This window comes from Actinoplanes missouriensis 431 (assembly GCF_000284295.1).
Lineage (GTDB): Bacteria > Actinomycetota > Actinomycetes > Mycobacteriales > Micromonosporaceae > Actinoplanes > Actinoplanes missouriensis.
Genome location: NC_017093.1, coordinates 1,759,183 through 1,776,761 on the forward strand (window position 1 = coordinate 1,759,183; position 17,579 = coordinate 1,776,761).

At 69.7% G+C, this 17,579-nt stretch carries 19 protein-coding genes; 11 read left to right on the forward strand and 8 right to left on the reverse strand.

Annotation, left to right across the window (positions count from 1 at the left end; genetic code table 11):
* The first annotated feature begins 10 nt into the window (after nucleotides 1–10).
* From AMIS_RS08205 to AMIS_RS08220, 4 genes are all read left to right on the forward strand, one after another.
* A complete protein-coding gene (locus AMIS_RS08205) occupies nucleotides 11–1,240 on the forward strand; it encodes a cysteine desulfurase (protein WP_014441747.1) in 1,230 nt (409 codons plus the stop codon).
* Complete coding sequence (gene sufU, locus AMIS_RS08210; protein ID WP_014441748.1) at nucleotides 1,240–1,695, forward strand: Fe-S cluster assembly sulfur transfer protein SufU; 456 nt, start codon at nucleotides 1,240–1,242, stop codon at nucleotides 1,693–1,695. The genes AMIS_RS08205 and sufU overlap by 1 nt, the downstream gene beginning before the upstream one ends.
* A 131-nt stretch (nucleotides 1,696–1,826) precedes the next feature.
* Nucleotides 1,827–2,246, forward strand: coding sequence for a metal-sulfur cluster assembly factor (locus AMIS_RS08215; RefSeq protein WP_041830617.1), 420 nt, complete (start codon nucleotides 1,827–1,829; stop codon nucleotides 2,244–2,246).
* Between the two features lie 119 nt (nucleotides 2,247–2,365).
* The gene (locus AMIS_RS08220) at nucleotides 2,366–3,100 is read left to right on the forward strand and encodes a maleylpyruvate isomerase family mycothiol-dependent enzyme (protein WP_014441750.1); all 735 of its coding nucleotides are present in this window, start codon (nucleotides 2,366–2,368) and stop codon (nucleotides 3,098–3,100) included.
* Here the strand turns inward: AMIS_RS08220 and AMIS_RS08225 are convergent.
* The 3 genes from AMIS_RS08225 to AMIS_RS08235 form a co-directional block, all read right to left on the reverse strand.
* Nucleotides 3,097–4,005, reverse strand: a complete 909-nt coding sequence (locus AMIS_RS08225) for an alpha/beta fold hydrolase (protein WP_014441751.1) — start codon at nucleotides 4,003–4,005, stop codon at nucleotides 3,097–3,099. The two genes, AMIS_RS08220 and AMIS_RS08225, sit on opposite strands and share 4 nt — an antisense overlap.
* Nucleotides 4,006–4,029: 24 nt before the next feature.
* Nucleotides 4,030–5,328 (reverse strand): MFS transporter, encoded by a 1,299-nt coding sequence (locus AMIS_RS08230; protein ID WP_014441752.1) that lies wholly within the window; start codon nucleotides 5,326–5,328, stop codon nucleotides 4,030–4,032.
* A 162-nt stretch (nucleotides 5,329–5,490) separates the two neighbouring features.
* On the reverse strand, nucleotides 5,491–6,180 hold the full coding sequence (locus AMIS_RS08235; RefSeq protein WP_014441753.1) for a histidine phosphatase family protein: 690 nt from the start codon (nucleotides 6,178–6,180) through the stop codon (nucleotides 5,491–5,493).
* Nucleotides 6,181–6,368: 188 nt separating this feature from the next.
* On the opposite strand from AMIS_RS08235, the gene AMIS_RS08240 reads away from it, so the two are divergent.
* Nucleotides 6,369–6,971 carry a LysE family transporter gene (locus AMIS_RS08240; protein ID WP_014441754.1) on the forward strand — a complete coding sequence of 201 codons (603 nt, stop codon included), beginning with the start codon at nucleotides 6,369–6,371 and terminating at the stop codon, nucleotides 6,969–6,971.
* 36 nt (nucleotides 6,972–7,007) lie between these two features.
* Here AMIS_RS08240 and AMIS_RS08245 read toward each other — a convergent pair whose 3' ends face one another.
* A complete protein-coding gene (locus AMIS_RS08245; RefSeq protein WP_014441755.1) occupies nucleotides 7,008–7,688 on the reverse strand; it encodes a DNA alkylation repair protein in 681 nt (226 codons plus the stop codon).
* Nucleotides 7,689–7,779: 91 nt separating this feature from the next.
* Here AMIS_RS08245 and AMIS_RS08250 point away from each other — a divergent pair, with 91 nt between their 5' ends.
* The gene (locus AMIS_RS08250) at nucleotides 7,780–8,412 is read left to right on the forward strand and encodes an acVLRF1 family peptidyl-tRNA hydrolase (protein ID WP_014441756.1); all 633 of its coding nucleotides are present in this window, start codon (nucleotides 7,780–7,782) and stop codon (nucleotides 8,410–8,412) included.
* Here AMIS_RS08250 and ypfJ read toward each other — a convergent pair.
* Nucleotides 8,409–9,314: a KPN_02809 family neutral zinc metallopeptidase gene (gene ypfJ, locus AMIS_RS08255; RefSeq protein ID WP_014441757.1), complete on the reverse strand. Its 906-nt coding sequence runs from the start codon at nucleotides 9,312–9,314 to the stop codon at nucleotides 8,409–8,411. The genes AMIS_RS08250 and ypfJ overlap by 4 nt on opposite strands.
* A 202-nt stretch (nucleotides 9,315–9,516) precedes the next feature.
* Here ypfJ and AMIS_RS08260 point away from each other — a divergent pair, with 202 nt between their 5' ends.
* The 4 genes from AMIS_RS08260 to AMIS_RS08270 all read left to right on the forward strand — a co-directional run bounded on the left by AMIS_RS08260 (nucleotide 9,517) and on the right by AMIS_RS08270 (nucleotide 14,606).
* Complete coding sequence (locus AMIS_RS08260; RefSeq protein WP_014441758.1) at nucleotides 9,517–11,121, forward strand: ABC-F family ATP-binding cassette domain-containing protein; 1,605 nt, start codon at nucleotides 9,517–9,519, stop codon at nucleotides 11,119–11,121.
* A gap of 447 nt (nucleotides 11,122–11,568) precedes the next feature.
* Nucleotides 11,569–11,796, forward strand: a complete 228-nt coding sequence (locus AMIS_RS41530) for a helix-turn-helix domain-containing protein (RefSeq protein WP_014441759.1) — start codon at nucleotides 11,569–11,571, stop codon at nucleotides 11,794–11,796.
* On the forward strand, nucleotides 11,793–12,581 hold the full coding sequence (locus tag AMIS_RS08265) for an enoyl-CoA hydratase/isomerase family protein (RefSeq protein WP_014441760.1): 789 nt from the start codon (nucleotides 11,793–11,795) through the stop codon (nucleotides 12,579–12,581). The genes AMIS_RS41530 and AMIS_RS08265 overlap by 4 nt, the downstream gene beginning before the upstream one ends.
* Before the next feature lie 96 nt (nucleotides 12,582–12,677).
* Complete coding sequence (locus tag AMIS_RS08270; protein ID WP_014441761.1) at nucleotides 12,678–14,606, forward strand: ABC transporter ATP-binding protein; 1,929 nt, start codon at nucleotides 12,678–12,680, stop codon at nucleotides 14,604–14,606.
* A gap of 25 nt (nucleotides 14,607–14,631) precedes the next feature.
* Here the strand turns inward: AMIS_RS08270 and mug are convergent, their stop codons facing one another.
* From mug to AMIS_RS08285, 3 genes are read right to left on the reverse strand one after another with little or no spacing between them, the layout of a single operon-like run.
* Nucleotides 14,632–15,303, reverse strand: a complete 672-nt coding sequence (gene mug, locus AMIS_RS08275; protein ID WP_014441762.1) for a G/U mismatch-specific DNA glycosylase — start codon at nucleotides 15,301–15,303, stop codon at nucleotides 14,632–14,634.
* A complete protein-coding gene (locus AMIS_RS08280) occupies nucleotides 15,300–16,061 on the reverse strand; it encodes an SDR family oxidoreductase (protein ID WP_014441763.1) in 762 nt (253 codons plus the stop codon). Before AMIS_RS08280 ends, mug begins: the two co-directional genes overlap by 4 nt.
* Nucleotides 16,062–16,099: 38 nt before the next feature.
* Nucleotides 16,100–16,678 (reverse strand): TetR/AcrR family transcriptional regulator, encoded by a 579-nt coding sequence (locus AMIS_RS08285; protein WP_014441764.1) that lies wholly within the window; start codon nucleotides 16,676–16,678, stop codon nucleotides 16,100–16,102.
* Between the two features lie 163 nt (nucleotides 16,679–16,841).
* Between AMIS_RS08285 and AMIS_RS08290 the strand changes: the two genes are divergently transcribed.
* Nucleotides 16,842–17,489: an HAD family hydrolase gene (locus tag AMIS_RS08290; RefSeq protein ID WP_014441765.1), complete on the forward strand. Its 648-nt coding sequence runs from the start codon at nucleotides 16,842–16,844 to the stop codon at nucleotides 17,487–17,489.
* The last annotated feature ends 90 nt before the right edge of the window (nucleotides 17,490–17,579 follow it).

Consider the following 17,579-nt stretch of genomic DNA (forward strand, 5'->3'; position numbering starts at 1 on the left):
GGGTTTTCCGATGAGCTTCGACGTCGAGCAGGTCCGTAAGGACTTCCCGATCTTCGAGCGGGAGGTCAACGGCCACCCGCTCGTCTACCTGGACAGCGCCAACACCTCGCAGAAACCGGTGCAGGTGCTCGACGTCATGCGGGCGCACCAGGAGCGGTACAACGGCAACGTGTCCCGCTCGGTGCACACGCTCGGCACCGAGTCGACCGAGGCCTACGAGGGCGCACGGGCTCGCATCGCCGCCTTCATCGGCGCGGCGAGCCCGGACGAGGTGGTCTTCACCAAGAACTCCACCGAGGCCCTCAACCTGGTCGCGCACTCGGCCGGGCAGATGCTCAAGCTCGGGCCGGGCGACGAGATCGTGATCTCCGAGATGGAGCACCACTCGAACATCGTTCCGTGGCAGCTTCTCTGCGAGCGGACCGGCGCGACCCTGCGCTGGTTCGGGATCACCGACGAGGGGTGGCTGGACCAGTCATCTCTCGAGTCGTTGATCACGCCACGGACGAAGATCGTCTCAGTGGTGCACATGTCCAATGTGCTCGGGACGATCAACGACATCTCGGAGATCTCCGCCCGCGCTCGTGATGTTGGAGCGCTGCTGGTGCTGGACTGCTCGCAGTCCGTGCCGCACCTGCCCATCAACGTCCGGGAGCTCGGCGCCGACTTGATCGCGTTCACCGGGCACAAGATGCTCGGCCCGACCGGCATCGGCGTGCTCTGGGGCCGCTTCGATCTGCTGTCGCAGATGCCGCCGTTCCTCGGCGGCGGCTCTATGATCGAGACGGTCACCATGACGGGTACGACCTACGCCGCCCCGCCGGCCCGATTCGAAGCCGGCACGCCGCCGATCACCGAGGCGATCGGTCTCGGGGCAGCCGTGGACTATCTGTCCGAGCTGGGCATGGACGCTGTCCACCGGCACGAGCAGGCGATCACGGCGTACGCGCTTGATGCTCTGTCGGGTGTCACAGGTGTTCGGATCTTCGGACCGGCGACGCCCGAGGGTCGCGGCGGGACGGTGTCGTTCGGTGTCGACGGGGTACACCCTCATGACGTGGGACAGATCCTCGACGCTCTCGGTGTCGAGGTGCGGGTCGGCCACCACTGCGCGCGGCCGGTCTGCTCCCGCTTCAGCGTCCCGGCGATGACCCGGGCCTCGTTCTACCTCTACACGACCACGGACGAGATCGACGCCCTGGCGCGCGGTCTCGACCAGGTGCGGAAGGTGTTCGGCTGATGATGCTCGACGGTCTCTACCAGGAGATCATCCTCGACCACTACAAGAACCCGCACGGCCGGGGGCTGCGTGATCCTTTCGACGGGGAGGCGCATCACGTCAACCCGACGTGCGGGGACGAGATCACCGTGCGGGTCAACTCGGACCTGTCCGAGATCTCGTATGACGGGCTTGGTTGCTCCATCAGCCAAGCGTCGGCATCCGTGCTGCACGAACTGCTGCAAGGGAAGGACGCGGCTTCCGTTGCGGAGATCCACCACTCGTTCGTGGAGCTCATGCAGAGCCGTGGACAGATCGAGCCGGACGAGGAGGTGCTCGGCGACGGCATCGCGTTCGCCGGCGTCGCCAAGTTCCCGGCACGGGTGAAATGCGCTTTGCTGCCGTGGATGGCATTCAAGGACGCGGCGGTGCGCGCGGGCGTGGACGTGGGCGCGAGCCCGGAGGTGAAGGCATGACGGACAAGACTGATTCTGTTCAGACCATGGCGTCGGTGCCCGGCACCGCGACCGCGACCTCCTCGGACGAGGTCCCGGCGTGGCTCGAGGCCGAGCGTGCGGAGGCGGCCGAGGCCGGTTCGCCGGTCGAGGTGCCCGCGGTGAGCGTCTCGGAGGCGGCCTCCGCGGCCGACCCGGCTGCGGCGCCGGCGGCTGACCCGGCTGCGGCGCCGGCGGCTGAGGTGAAGAAGGCCACGACCGATGAGATCGAAGAGGCGATGAAGGATGTCGTCGACCCCGAACTCGGCATCAACGTGGTCGACCTTGGCCTGGTCTACGGCACCCACGTGGACGACGACAACGTGGTCACCCTCGACATGACGCTGACGTCCGCGGCCTGCCCGCTGACCGACGTGATCGAGGACCAGACCCGGCAGGCGCTGACCACCGGCCCCGGCGGTGGCCTGGTGCAGGACTTCCGGATCAACTGGGTGTGGCTGCCGCCGTGGGGCCCCGACAAGATCACTGACGACGGGCGGGAGCAGCTGCGCGCTCTCGGCTTCAACGTCTGATTCGCATCATCGAGGGAAGGGCGGCTTCGGCCGCCCTTTCCTGCTTTCCGGTACGCCCTTACGAGCGGTCCATGATCAGCCCGGGCGTTTGTGTCGTACACCGGTGGTAGAACCGGTTCATGGCATCGAGACCGCCCTTTCCCGAGCTGCTGTCCCTCGTCGAGTCCCGCTCGGCGGCGCTGCGAGAGGCCGCGGTCGACCTGACGGCCCGGGTGCCCGGCTGCCCGGGCTGGACCGTCCGTGACCTGGTCACCCACCTCGGCCGGGTGCAGCGTTTCTGGGCCTCCGCGGTCCGGGCCGGTGAGGCCGCCGGTCCGCCGGCCGTTCCCGGCGACCCGTCCGGCGAGCTCCTCACCTGGTTCGACGAGTCCACCCCGCTGCTGGTCGACGCGCTCCGGGCGGCCGGCCCCGGCGCGCCGAGCTGGGCGTGGTGGCCCTCCTCGGCGGCGCCGCTGAACGCCGGCGCGATCGCCCGTCACCAGGTGCAGGAGGCGGCGGTCCACGCCTTCGACGCGCAGGAGGCGATCGGCAAACCCGAGCCGCTGCCGGCCGCCGTCGCGGTCGACGGGGTGGGCGAGTTCCTCGAGGTCTGCCTCGGCTCCCGAGGGGCGTGGCCGCACCGCCCGGCGCGCGTCGAGCTCCAGGCCCTGGAGGGCCCGTCCTGGACCGTCGACCTGTCCCCGGCCGGCGTCACCGTGGACCCGGCGGCCAGCGGAGCCCCGGTGACCCGGATGCAGGGAAAGGCGAGTGATCTGGTGCTGGCGCTCTACCGCCGGATCGACCTGGCCGACGTGCGGGTGGACGGCGATCGTGAGGTGGCCGAGCAGATCCGCCAGTGGTGCGTCGTGGACTAGCGTGCCTCGTTCAGAAAACTGATCAGCAGGGGGTTGGTGAGGTCGGGGCGTTCGAGGCTGGGGAGGTGGCCGGCCCAGGGGAGTTCCTCGTGACGGGCGTGGGGGAGCCTGGTGGCGAGGTGGGCGGCGATCTCGTGGAAGTCGGGGAGGTCGTGGGCGCCGGACACCAGAAGAGCCGGGGCGGTGATCACGGCGAGATCCGGCTCGGTCGTCGCGGGCTCGGTCGTCGCGGGCTCGGTCGCCGCGGGCTCGGTCGTTGTCGGCGGCTCTGCGGGCTGTGCCTGCTCGGCGGCGGGTGCGTGCGGAGTGGACGCTTCGGCGGCGGGTGCGTGGGCGGTGGCTGCTTGGGCGGTGTCTGCTTGGGCGGTGGCTTCTGCTTCCTCGGCGGCCAGTTGGACGTCGAAGGCGTGACGTTGCATCCGCCGTACCAAATCTCGTTCTTCGTCGCCGGCCTCCGGGCCGAGCCAGAGATCGACGTTGAGCTCGGTGGCGCCGTCGATGTCGCCGGCCTCCAGCAGGGCGTCCTCCCGGTCACCGAAGGCGCGCAGGGCGGGACCGGGCTCGTGTCCGCGCAGGGCGGTGCAGAGCAGGATCAGGGCGGTGACCCGTTCCGGCCGGCGGGCGGCGAACTCCAGCGCGACCCGGCCGCCACCGGAGGCGCCGATCACGGCGGTCCGGGAGATGCCGAGCGTGTCCAGCAGGTCGGCGACGTCGGTGGCGTTGTCCCACTCGACGCCGGGCGGAATCGGAGAATCGCCGTATCCGCGCAGGTCACAGCGAATAACCCGGTAACCGGCGGCAGTCAGCGCCGGAATCTGCGGATCCCACATCCGGCGGTCGCCGACGGTGGAGTGAAGAAGGATGACCGCGGACCCGGAACCGGACACATCATGAGCGAGAGGCATCCGGCGACCCTAACCCTCACGGCGTCAGGCGGGGGCCACCGCCTTGGGGACCGGGTCGGTCCGGTCCAGGGCCTGCCACGCCGGGAAGACGAACGGGGCTGCCGTCACCGCCAGGTAACCGATCGCGGCCAGTAGCGCCGCCGTCCGCAGGCCCAGCACGTCGGTCGCCCAGCCGCCCAGCACGCCACCGAGCGGGATGCCCGCCCAGGACACCGAGATCAGCACGCTGATCACGCGGCCGTGCATGTGGACCGGGATGCGGCGGTACACGGCGGCCAGCAGGATCGGGTTCACCGTGGACATCAGCGCCCCGGAGATCGCCGCCGTGGCGAGCACGACCCACACCCGGTCGGTGAGAGCGAGGGCCAGCAGCTGCGCAGGCCCGCCGAGGAAGAAGCAGATCCCGAACGTGAGGCGCCGGGGTAATCGCGTCGCGAAGACCGTGTAGAGGATGTTGCCGGCGACCGCGCCGAGGCCGAACGCGGTGCCGACCACGCCGAGGGCGGCGGGTCCGTGCGGGCCGTCGCGGACCCACACCGGGATGAACACGGTGGCGTACGCCTGGTCGAACATGTTCGTGACGAAGAGCAGGGACATCACGCCGAGGATGAGCCGGTCGGCGCGGACGTATCGGAATCCGTTGCGCAGCGCGGCCGCGTACCCTTGCTCCTTCTGCTCGTCGCAGGCCGCCGCGTCCGCCGCGCCGACCCGGACGAGGGCGCCGATGAGCAGCGCCGCGACGCCGAAGGTGGCCGCGTCGAAGAGCAGCACGGTGGACGGGCCGAGCGCCGCGATCAGCAGCCCGGCCAGCGGGAGCCCGATCAGTGTCGAGGCGCGGGCGACGCCGTCGTAAAGGGTCGTTCCGCGTTCCGTGGAGACTCCGGCGGCAGCGATCGTACGGGGAAGAAGTGCTCTTTTCGCCGCGTCCCCGAAGCCTCGCAGCGCGCCGGCCAGGGCGATCAGCAGGATCAGGACGGTGAGAGAGGTGTCCTGGTAGAAGGCGAAGATCGGGATGCCGGCGACCGCGAGCACGCTGGCGGTGTCCGCGGCGACGGCCGTCGGTCGCGGGCCGACCCGGTCGACGATCGGGCCGCCGATGAGACCGGAGAGAACGTAGGGGAGCATCTCGGCGAAACCGGCAACCCCGGCGAGCAGCGCCGAATCGGTGCTGGTCAGGACGAGCCAGGGCAGGGCCACGAAGGTGATCCGGCTGCCGAGCATCGAGATGCCCTCGGCGGCGAGGAGGATGGCGAACTGGCGGTTGCTCGTCGGCGCGGGCCGCGGAAAGGGGCGCCTCAGCGGACCCGCGGAAATGACTGCCACTGGAAAACCACCTTTCCGCTGTCCGTCGGCGCCGGCTCGCCGGGATAGTCGGCGAGCCGGCGCCGGGAAGTTCTGCACGCGCTGGAAGTCGGCGACCGCGACGGCCCGCAGGGTGGACGGGGACTCGTCCGGTATGTCACTGCAAGACGAACGTCTATATCTTCACGCCGGTGGCAGGTGGTCGATCACGTTGTAGCGGTCCAGGACGAGGCGCCCCGACGAGCCGTCGAAGCGGCTGATCGACGCGTTGCGGACACTGCCGGACTCGGCCTCCACCGCGAGCACCCGATCCCAGTCCAGATCCTCGATGACGGCGCGCATCATCAGTACGACCGCGTCGTGGGCGACCACGACCACCCGCTTCCCGGCGTGATCACGGTTCAGGTCGTCGAGAAAGGACGACAGGCGGACGCGGATGTCGGCGAACGACTCGCCGCCCGGGGGCGCGTACTCGTACTCGCCGGCGTCCGCCCGCCGGGCCGCCTCGCCGGGGAAACGCGCCGCGACCGCCGCCCGGGTCAGCAACTCCAGCTCACCCATGAGCCGGTCGACGAGCCGGTCGTCGGTGCTCGGCTCCGGCAGATCGAGACCGGACTTCTCGGCTGCGATGCGCCACGTCTCCCGGGCCCGCAGGTACGGCGACGTGATCACCACCTGCGGCCGGTGTTCCTCGGGAAGCGCGGCGAGCCATTGACCGAGCGCCGCGGCCTGCTCCTCGCCGGCCGGGGTGAGCGGCACCTCGGCGTCCCGCCCGCTGATCTCGGTCTCCAGAAGGTCCTCCGCGTCCGCGGCGGGGAAGGCGACGTTGGCCAGGCTCTGCCCGTGCCGCACCAGAATCAGTTCAGCGACCATGATCGGACCCTATCGGTCACGTTCCGGAATCGAGAAGAAGCGTGACGTAATTCGATGGCGCGGGACGGCGCTGATCCTGAGACTGGCGACATGACCACACTGAGAATTGACGTCTGTGTCGCTGCGGCCGATCGGGCCGGGCGACAGCAGGCGGCCGTCCGGGGAACGGCGGTGTCACGGCAGCGGTCATGAGCGGGGCGTTCCTGGCCGGCGTGGTCGCCGGATACGGGATCGCCGTGCCGGTTGGCGCGATCGGGGTGCTGATCGCCGGGCTGAGCGCGCGAACATCGTTGCGGGTCGGCGCGGCCGCGGGTCTGGGGGCGGCGACGGCTGACGGCATCTACGCGTTGATCGCTGTCGCCGGTGGCGCGGCCGTCGCGGCGATGATCGAGCCGGTGGCTGTTCCGTTGCGGTGGGTGGGAGCGGTGGTGCTGCTCGCGCTGGCCGCGTGGACTGCTCGCGGTGCGTTCCGCACCGGCGCCGAGGACATTTCGGGGGTACGGTCGGCGACCGCTCTCCGGGCATATCTGGGAGTTCTGGGTCTTACGCTGCTGAACCCGGCCACGGTGATCTATTTTGCGGCGCTGGTGCTGGGCAGTGGGGGCGCCGGTGGCGGGGTGTGGTTCGTGGTGGGCGCTTTCCTCGCGTCGGCCAGTTGGCAACTGTTGATCGCTGGTGGTGGGTCGCTGGTGGGGCGTGTGCTGACTGGTCAACGTGGTCGTCTGATCACAGCGTTGACGTCCAGTCTGGTGATCGCGGTCCTGGCCGTGCACCTGCTGACTACAGGTTGACGTGTTGACCGGCGGCCTGCTGCGGTGGGCCGCTGGTCAGAGGTGCTTCATGGCCTCCCGGATCGACAGCGGGGAGAGCTGCTCCCGGTGGGCCGCCACGAATGTGCGCACGGCGTCCGGGTCGGTTCGGGCGTATTGGCGCAGCGCCCAGCCGATCGCCTTGCGGACGAAGAAGTCCGGATGACCCGCCTGTGCCACGCAATAACCGAACAGCCGCGACGTGTCCGTCAACTCGCCGTAGTGCAGTTGATGCAGTATCGCCGTCCGCACCAGCCACATGTTGTCAACACGTGACCACTCATCCATGCGCTCGGTCAACAGTGGATGGCGCGTGACGAGTCCGGCGACGACGTGTGTCGCGAGTGGATCAACCGTGTCCCACCACGACTTCGTCGTGATCAGCTCGGCGACGGTGTCGAGGAAGCCGGGGCCGGGCACCCGTACGTGCGCTGCCAGATGGTCGCAGGCGAACTGCTGGAACTCTCGCTCCGGGCGGGACCAGCACGCCAGCGCGATCGCCCGCAGATCATCGGCATCGGGTGCGGGCAGTCCGGCCAGCGCGGCGCGGGCCCGGGCGCGGCGGATCGGGGACGGCAGTCCGAGGAACGGGAATTGGTCGCGCATGTAGGCGGCCATCCCCGTCGCACGCCCCGGATCGCGGGCCGCCTCGAACTCGGACGTGAGGCGCTCCATCACGATCCCGGCAAGCTCGCTCATGCTCGCGATCCTGCCATCAACGGCGTCGGCATCCGCGACATATTCCGGCGGGGACGGGTCGCGGTGCGGCGAGAACCGTAGTCTGACAAGAATGGGTGAACGAGCGGCCGCGGGCGGCGGGAAATGGGTCGATGTCGCTCCGGAACGGCTGCCGCGGTGGCTGGAGAATTTCTCCACGCGCCATGGCCCGTACCGGGAAGAGGGTTTGACCCTGATCGCCGCGGACGGCGCGTCGGCGACGCTGAGCGCGCCCCCGGGCGCCGGCCCGGTCGTGACGGTGACCGATCTGGTGCTTCAAGCGCAGACGCCGCGACGGCTCGGTCTGCTGCTCGCGCGGAAAGGTGCGGTCGCCGTCGGCATCGCTGACGGTCCGGAACTGATCACGTCCAAGGTGGACACGCATTACGTGCAGGGGCGGACCGCGGCGGGTGGCTGGTCCCAGCAGCGCTTCGCGCGCCGCCGTGACAATCAGGCGAAAGCGGCTGCTGCGGACGGCGCCGGCATCGTCGAGCGTCTTCTTCTTCCCCAGGTACGGTCATTGGCCGCTCTCATTACCGGAGGGGATCGTTCCGCCGTCGACGCCATTCTGGCATTGCGACAGCTGGCTCCGGTCGCCGCATTGCGCGCCGGACGGGTCCTGGATGTGCCGGAGCCGCGGCATGCGGTACTGGTGTCCGCCGTAGCCGCGGCTCGCGCCGTGCCCGTTCTCGTCAGGGAGCCCTAGCTCACCGCGCCGGCCTTGAACGTGTCGCACTGCTTCGGGTCGCCGGACTCGTATCCGACCCGGAACCACTGCTGACGCTGCGCGGACGAGCCGTGGGTGAACTCCTCCGGGTTGATGTCGCCGCCGCCCCGCTTCTGCAGCGTGTCGTCACCGATCTGCCCGGCTGTCTGGATGCCTTCCTGGATGTCCTGGTCGGTCAGGCTCGTGAAGATCTTGTCGCCGTCCTTGTCGGTGGTGTTCGCGGCGGAGTGCGCCCACGCGCCGGCGTAGCAGTCGGCCTGGAGCTCCAGCTTCACCGACTCCTCGTTCTGCGAGGACGGGTCGCGCTCCTGCCGGCGGCGCATCTCCGCCTCGGTGCCGAGCACGTCCTGCACGTGGTGGCCGTACTCGTGGGCGAGCACGTAGGGCTGCGCGAACTCGCCGGGCGCGCCGAGCTGCTTCGCCAGCACCTGGTAGAAGCTGAGATCGATGTAGACCTTGTCGTCGGCGGGACAGTAGAACGGTCCGACACCGGAGTCCGCCGCGCCGCAGCCGGTGCTCACCCGGTTCGCGAAGATGTGCGTCACGGCGGGCTTGTACTGCTCGCCGAAGGACTGCGGGAGCGCGTCCTGCCAGTAGTCCTGGATCGAGGTGACGTAGAGCGCGTTGCGGCACTCGAGCTGCTGGAGCTTCTGCTCGCCGGTGCACGCGGACAGCGGTGTGCCGGAGGACGAGCCGCCGCCGTCCCCGCCCATCGTGTTGATCCCGAAGTATCCGCCGACCAGCGCGATCACCAGGGTGACCACGATGCCGGCCAGGCCGCCGCCACCGATGGGCAACCCGCCGATGCCGCCGCCACCGCCCGAGCCACGCCCGTCCTCGATCTGACTGGTGTCGATGTCGGCGCGTTCATTGAGTTCCATGTCGTCCTGCCTTCGCCACGGTTGTCCGGCAGGTACCCGTTGATCTTGTGAACTAATCGAGTGGGAGTGACACGTGGCAGCCCGGTAGTATGGCGCCGTGCTGCTCTGCGAAGGCTGACCTGCCCCGCGCCGACCCTCCACCCGGATGGCCGGCGCTTTATTGCGCCCTGAGTCAGCCCGAACACCCGAGAGCGAGAAGTTAATGATCACCGCCACCGGACTCGAACTCCGCGCCGGCGCGCGCATCCTGATCTCCCCGACCACCCTGCGGGTGCAGCCCGGAGACCGGATCGGCCTGGTCGGCCGCAACGGCGCGGGCAAGACCACGACGCTGAAGGTCCTGGCCGGCGAGGGGATTCCGTACGCGGGGACCGTCGAGCGGACCAGCGAGATCGGGTACCTCCCGCAGGACCCGCGGACCGGCGACCTGAACGTGACCGGCCGCGACCGGGTCCTCTCCGCCCGCGGCCTGGACAGCATCCTCGCCGAGATGCAGAAACTCGAGGTCGAACTCGAGGACAGCGCCGACGAGAAGCTGGTCCGGCGGTACGGCCACCTGGAGGACCAGTTCTCCGCCCTGGGCGGGTACGGCGCCGAGGCCGAGGCCGCCCGGATCTGCGCGAACCTGGGACTGCCCGACCGGGCGCTGGCGCAGACCATCGGCACCCTCTCCGGCGGTCAGCGCCGCCGGATCGAGCTGGCCCGGATCCTGTTCGCCAACTCCGGGCAGAACGGCAAGGGCATCCTGCTGCTCGACGAGCCGACCAACCACCTCGACCAGGACTCGATCGCCTGGCTGCGCGGTTACATGGCGCAGCACAAGGGCGGCCTCATCGTGATCAGTCACGACGTCGAGCTGCTCGAGGCCGCGGTCAACAAGGTGTGGTACCTGGACGCGAACCGCTCGGTCGTCGACATGTACAACATGGGCTGGAAGACGTACCTGGAGGCGCGGGAGACCGACGAGCGCCGCCGCCGCCGGGAGCGGGCCAACGCGGAGAAGAAGGCCGGCGCGCTGATGGCGCAGGCCGACAAGATGCGGGCGAAGGCGACGAAGACGGTCGCCGCGCAGAACATGGCGAAGCGCGCCGAGAAACTGCTCGGCGGCCTGGAGGAGACCCGGACGTCGGACAAGGTGGCGAAGGTCCGGTTCCCGAACCCGGCCCCGTGCGGCAAGACCCCGCTGACCGCGTCCGGCCTCTCGAAGTCGTACGGATCTCTGGAGATCTTCACGGACGTGGACGTGGCGGTGGACCGGGGATCCCGGGTCGCCATCCTCGGCCTCAACGGCGCCGGTAAGACCACGCTGCTGCGGATGCTCGGCGGCCTGCTGGAGCCGGACACCGGCGAAGTGCGCCCGGGCCACGGCCTGCGGCTGGGCTACTACGCCCAGGAGCACGAGACGCTGGACGTGGACCGGTCGATCCTCGATCACATGCGCAGCGCCGCCTCCGAGCAGACCGACACCGAGCTGCGGAAGATCCTGGGCGCGTTCCTCTTCTCCGGCGACGACGTCGACAAGCCGGCCGGTGTGCTCTCCGGTGGCGAGAAGACCCGGCTGGCCCTGGCCACGCTGGTCTGCTCCGGCGCGAACGTGCTGCTGCTCGACGAGCCGACGAACAACCTCGACCCGGTGAGCCGCGAGCAGGTGCTCGACGCGATCGCCAACTACCCGGGCGCGATCGTGCTCGTCACCCACGATGCCGGCTGCGTGCAGGCGCTCAAGCCGGACCGGGCGATCCTTCTGCCGGACGGCGACGAGGACGCCTGGAGCGACGATCTCCTGGAGCTCGTCGAGCTCGCGTGAGCGTTCACGTTCTGGATTTTTAGCGGGATCAACTGCATCGTCAGTTGTCAACTGGTGCCCACACAGACAGTGCGATGTTCGGGCGTTTGTGAACAGGTCGGGCGCGGCTCACGGTGAGCCCGACCCGTTTGACCGTCACCCTTCGGAGCGATCAACTCACCCTCCGGAGCGGTCATGGCTCCCACCTGGGAGTCGTCTCGATCGAGTGTTTCTGCAGGTGATCGATGGTCTTGGCGGGAGCGCCGGATGATCACGCGCGGACCGGAATTGCCGCACGGGCCGCTCGCAGCAAACTGTCTGACATTGATGCCTGTGGTAACCGTCAAGTTCCTGACAGTAATAAATGGGCACGTTCGCGAGCGCTAGATGCCTGGCGCATGATCGTTGGAGACGGTGTAATAGGTGGGACCGTATCTGACCGCACTGTCTGCGACGTGAGGATTCAAGATGGCAGCCACTGGCACAGCTACCAGTACTGAGAAGGGTCGTCGAATCGTCGGTAGCGAGCGGCAGTCGCTCGCCAAAGACCTGGTGAAGCGATACACCTCGGGTGAGAGCATCCGGGCACTGGCCGCTTCCACCGGAAGGTCCTACGGATTCGTCCACCGAGTGCTCACCGAATCGGGCGTGCAGTTGCGCCAGCGTGGCGGCGCCCGCCGCCGCAAGAAGGCGTGACAACCGGCAACGCCGCGCCGGTGACCGACGAGGTAGGCGTTCGCTACGAACAGGATGGGCCGGTTGCGACGGTGACGTTGTGCCGGCCCGCCGTTCTCAATGCCCAGACCCCGGCCATGTGGACGGAACTCGGCAACATTTCACGGAAATTACCGGGCGACGTACGCGTCGTCATTGTGCGAGCCGAGGGCCGCGCCTTTTCGGCGGGCCTGGATCTGTCGGTGGCACGCGGTGACGGCGATTCTTCACTGGGCCGGCTGGCACAGTTGTCCGCCGCCGAGTGTGCCGATCGGATTGCCGGCTTCCAGACCGCGTTCACGTGGTTGCGCAGCCCGTCCATTGTGACAATCGCGGCTGTTCAGGGACACGCGATCGGCGCCGGCTTCCAGCTCGCGCTGAACTGCGACATGCGTGTCATCGGCGACGACGCGCGGTTCTCGATGGCCGAGGTCGCCCTCGGCCTGGTGCCCGACCTGGGCGGCACGAAACGGCTCACCGAGCTGGTCGGGCCGTCCCGGGCGCTGGAGATCTGCGTGACCGGCCGCCGGATCACGGCGGACGAGGCGGACCGGATCGGCCTGGCCACCGCGGTGGTGCCACGGGCCGAACTGGACGCCGCGGTGTCCGATCTGGCCGCCGCGGTGCTCGCCGGGGACCGCGGTGCGGTCGCTGAGATCAAGGCTCTGCTCGCGGGCGCGCCCCAGCGGTCGTACGCGGAGCAGGACCGGGCGGAACGGGAGGCGCAGACGCGTCGCCTCGCCGATCTGCTGGGGTCCGGCGAGTGATCGAGCGGCAGGAATAGCGTCCTTACCTCCCGGGTTGTCGTACCCACGTGGCAGTCTCGGTGCTGCCCGTTCGAGCGACGCCCCGGGAGGTGACGCATGTCAATGCCCAGCTGGACCATGCTGCGCTCGATCCAGAATTCCGACCAGGTGAAACGACACCAGGTCAAACCCGGCACGGCACGCCGGATCACACAGTTCGCCCGCCCCTATCGGCGCGACATCACGGTCTTCCTGCTGACCGTCGTGGTCGCGGCCGGCATCGGGGTGGCCACGCCGCTGCTCGCCGGCCACGTGATCAATGCGATCACCGGTGGCGGGCCCCAGGCGGCCGGCACCGTGGTGCGGCTCGCCCTGCTGATCGCCGGCCTCGCCGTCGCCGACGCGCTGCTGTCGCTGGCGCAGAGGTGGTACTCGGCTCGCATCGGCGAGGGGATCATCCTCACGCTGCGGACCCGGGTCTTCGACCACGTGCAGCGGATGCCGTTGCAGTTCTTCACCCGTACCCAGACCGGTGCTCTGGTCAGCCGTCTGAACAACGACGTGGTCGGCGCGCAGCGGGCGTTCACCTCGACCCTGTCCGGGGTGCTCAGCAACGTCATCCAGCTGGTCCTGACCGCCGCCGTGATGTTCACGCTGTCCTGGCAGATCACCGTGCTGTCGCTGGTGCTGCTGCCGGTCTTCATCATCCCGGCGCGCCGGGTCGGCAGCCGGCTCGCCGAGATCACCCGGGAGTCCTACAACCTCGACGCCAAGATGAACGCGACGATGACCGAGCGGTTCAACGTCTCCGGGGCGCTGCTCGTCAAGCTGTTCGGCCGTCCCGATGTCGAGGCGACCCGGTTCGGTGAGCGTGCCGAGCGGGTCCGCGACATCGGTGTGCAGCAGGCCATGTACTCACGGACGTTCTTCGTGGCGATGCTGCTGGTGGCGTCCCTCGCGCAGGCCCTGACGTACGGGCTGGGCGGCTGGCTCGCGGTGCGCGGCCAGGTGTCGGCCGGCACCGTCGTGACCCTCGCGCTGCTGCTCACCCGGCTGTACGGTCCGCTCACCGCCCTCAGCAACGTCCGTGTCGACGTGATGAGCGCGCTTGTCTCCTTCGACCGGGTCTTCGAGGTGCTCGACCTCGCGCCCGGCATCGCCGAGAAACCCGGCGCCACGCCGATCCCGGCCGGGGCGGGCCGGATCGAGTTCCGGGACGTGCGCTTCCGCTACCCGAGCGCCGACGAGGTCTCGCTCGCCACCCTGGAGGACGTCGTCGCGCTCGACCGCCGGGAGAACGAGCTGGTCCTCGACGGCGTCGACTTCACCGTCGAGCCGGGCCGGATGGTCGCCCTGGTCGGGCCCTCCGGCGCCGGCAAGTCGACGACGTCGATGCTGCTCTCCCGGGTCTACGACGTCAGCGACGGGGCGGTGCTGATCGACGGGGTCGACGTGCGGGACGCGACGCTCGGTTCGCTGCGTGACACCATCGGCGTGGTCACCCAGGACTCGCACCTCTTCCACGAGACGATCGCCGAGAACCTGCGGTACGCGTCACCCGGCGCCACCGAGGAGCAGATGTGGGCGGCGCTGGAGGGCGCGCAGGTGGCCGACCTGGTCCGCGCGCTCCCGGACGGCCTGGACACGGTGGTGGGCGAGCGTGGCTACCGGTTCTCCGGCGGCGAGAAACAGCGCATCGCGATCGCCCGGATCCTGCTGAAACAGCCGTCGATCGTGGTGCTCGACGAGGCCACCGCGCATCTCGACAGCGAGTCCGAGGCGGCCGTGCAGCGGGCGCTCGCCGCGGCGCTGCGCGGCCGGACCGCCGTGGTGATCGCGCACCGGCTCTCCACGATCCGGGACGCGGACGAGATCCTGGTGCTCGACCACGGGCGGATCGTGGAGCGGGGGCGGCACACCGAGCTGATGACGGCCGGCGGGTTGTACTCGGAGCTGTACCGGACCCAGTTCGCGGCCACCTCCCCGGCCTATCCGGAGGAGGATGTGGAGGTGCTGACCGTTCCCGCGCGGGTGCCCGAGCTGTGACCGGGCCCGGTGACAACGGCGAACGTTAGGCGGTGGCCTCGTACAGCCGGCGGAACTCGGTGATCAGCGCGGGCAGCTGGAAGTGGGCGTTCAAGCCGCTCGGGTTCGGCAGCACCCACACCCCGACTCCGCCGATCTCGTCGGGCTGCGGGCCGAGCTTCGCCTTCGGGCGGCCGAACGCGGCGCGGTAAGCGGTCACGCCGAGGATTGCCAGGTGACGGGGGTGGTTACGGCGTACCCGATCGGTGAGAAGCGCGCCGCCCTCGATGAGCTCGGCCGGTGAGAGCTCGTCGGCGCGGGCCGTGGCCCGCGCGACGACGTTGGTGATGCCCAGGCCGAGCGCGGGCAGGAGGTGCTGCTCGGAGGGATGCAGCAGGCGATCGGTGAAGCCGGCGCCATGCAGGGCCGGCCAGAAACGGTTGCCGGGGCGGGCGAAGTGGTGGCCGGTCGCGGCGGAGTAAAGGCTCGGGTTGATGCCGGAGAACAGCACCCGCAGGCCGGGGCCGAGCAGGTCGGGAATGGTCCGGTCGGCCGCGGCGGCGACCTCTTCGGCGCTGGGCCTCGGAAAATCAGCGGAACCCGCCGAACGCGCCCGGGACGCCGAGCGCGCCCGCGGCGCCGGCGAGGGCTGCGGCGCCTGCAGGGCCGGCGAGGGCTGCGGCGCCGGCGGTTCGGGGGACTTCGCGGGCCGCGTCACAGTGCTCGGGTGGAGCCGCCGTCGACGGTCACCGCCACGCCCGTCACGTAGCTTGCCGCGGGGGAGAGCAGGAACGCGGCGACCCGTCCGTACTCCGCGGGCTCGCCGATCCGGCGCAGCGGGATCGTCGCGGACACCTCTGCCGTCGCCGCCGCCGGATCGTCCGCGGAGGCGAACAGCTCACGGCTGCGGTCGGTCATGAACCGGCCGGGCAGGATGCTGAGCACCCGGATGCCGCGCGGGCCGTACTCGTCGGCCATGTCCTTCGCGACCATGGCGAGTCCCGGACGCAGGCCGTTGGAGAGGCCCAGCCCGCCCAGCGGCGTCTTCACCGACGTGGAGAGGACCAGCCCGATCGCGCCGCCCTCGGGCATCGCCGAGGCGAACGTGCGGGCCGCCCGGACCGAGCCGAGGAACACCGTGTCGAACGCGTCCCGCCACTGGTCGTCGGTCATGCTCGCGGCCGTGCCCGGCGTCGGCCCGCCGACCGAGATCAGCGCGCCGTCCACCCGCCCGAACCGTTCCGTCGCCAGATCCACCAGCTCACGCGGGGCGGCCGGGTCACTGAGGTCGGCGGCCAGGCCGGCGGCGTGCTCCGATCCGCCCAGCTCGGCGACCGCGTCGGCGACCCGGTCGGAGTCCCGCGACGAGATCACCACCTTGGCGCCGTCGGCGACGAGGGCTTGCGCGGTGGCGAAGCCGAGTCCACGCGAGGCGCCGGTGAGGATGTAGACACGATCAGCCAGTCCGAGATCCATGCCCGAATCCTGCCACCCGGCCGATCACATCGACGACCTCAGTGCCTGCGGACGGCTTCCTCGACCAGATCCAGCACCCGCGCGAGCTCACCGGGCGGACGACCGGTGGCCAGGTGCAGCACCAGGCCGTCGTAAGCCAGCTCCAGGAACTGGGTCAACACCTCCACGGGTACGTCCTGACGGAGCACCCCGGCATCCCGCTGACGCTCCAGCCGCTCGCGGGTGGCGTCGGCGATCGCGGCGGACCGCTCGGACCAGCGCTTGGCGAACGCCGGATCGGTCCGCAGCCGGTGCGCCACCTCCAATTGGGTGCCGAGCCAGCCGGCCGTGTCGCCCTCGCTGTTGCCGGCGCGCTCGAGAAGGTCGCGCATCACCTGGACGAGACCGTTGCGGGTGACGGTCTCCACCATCGTGGCGGCGTCGTCCTCGGCCACGGCCAGGAAGAGCGACTCCTTGTCGCGAAAATGGTGGAAAATCGCCCCACGGGACATGCCGGTCGCCTCCTCCAGGCGGCGGACCGTGGCGCCCTCGTAGCCGAACCTGGCGAAGCAGGCGCGAGCCGCGCTCAGAATCTCGTGGCGACGCGCGTCTAGCTGGTCCTGACTCACCCTGGGCACGGGCTGATCGTGTCACGGGGCGGTGCGGTCTTGCAATCCGTACGTACGGCTTCTTAAGCGCGGCGGTCCCCTGATCGGATGATGCGAATTTCGTCATCCTGACAGGGTTTTGTTGACACTCCTGGACTGTTCGGTTCTGTGGCGTCTCACGTAAAGTGCCCGGGTGCCTCTAGTCTTCCTCGCTCTGGACGACACCCTGCTTGATCGCGGCGGTGCCTTCCGTCTGTGGGCGAAAGGCTTTCTGGACGAGATCGCCGCGCCGCACGAGGATCTGGACTGGCTGGTCTCCGTGGACGCCGACGGGCTGACCTCGCGATGGGACCTGGCCGATCTGATCAAGGACCGCTACCAGCTACGAGTGCCGGCCATCGATCTGGTCGACGAGCTGAACGCGGGGCCGCAGGTGTTCGAGCGGCTCGATCCGATGGTGGGGTGCGCACTCGAGATCGCCGGTGACGCGGGACTGATCCCGGTCGTCGTCACGAACGGGCCGGCCGAGCAGCAGGAGGCGCGGATCCGGCGGACCGGCCTGGACCGCTATGTCGCCGACTGGGTGATCTCGGAGCAGTGCGGGGTGAGCAAACCGAACCCGCGGATCTTCGCGCTCGCCGCCCAGCGGGTCCGGATGCGGCTCGCCGGGGCGTGGATCGTCGGCGACAGCCCGGAGGCGGACATCGGCGGCGCGGCCGCGATGGGGCTGCCGAGCGTGTGGCTGCATCGCGGGCGGGAGTGGGTGGACAACCGGTTCGCCCCGACGAAGGTGGTCGGCAACGTGATCCAGGGGATCTCGGCGATCATGGCGACCCGCTGAATTAAATAGGTTGCGCGGCGCCTGCTCTTCCTAGAGAGTCGTGCGCGGACGTTTTCGACGAGAGAGAAGGGGGTGGACTCCATGGCTGTC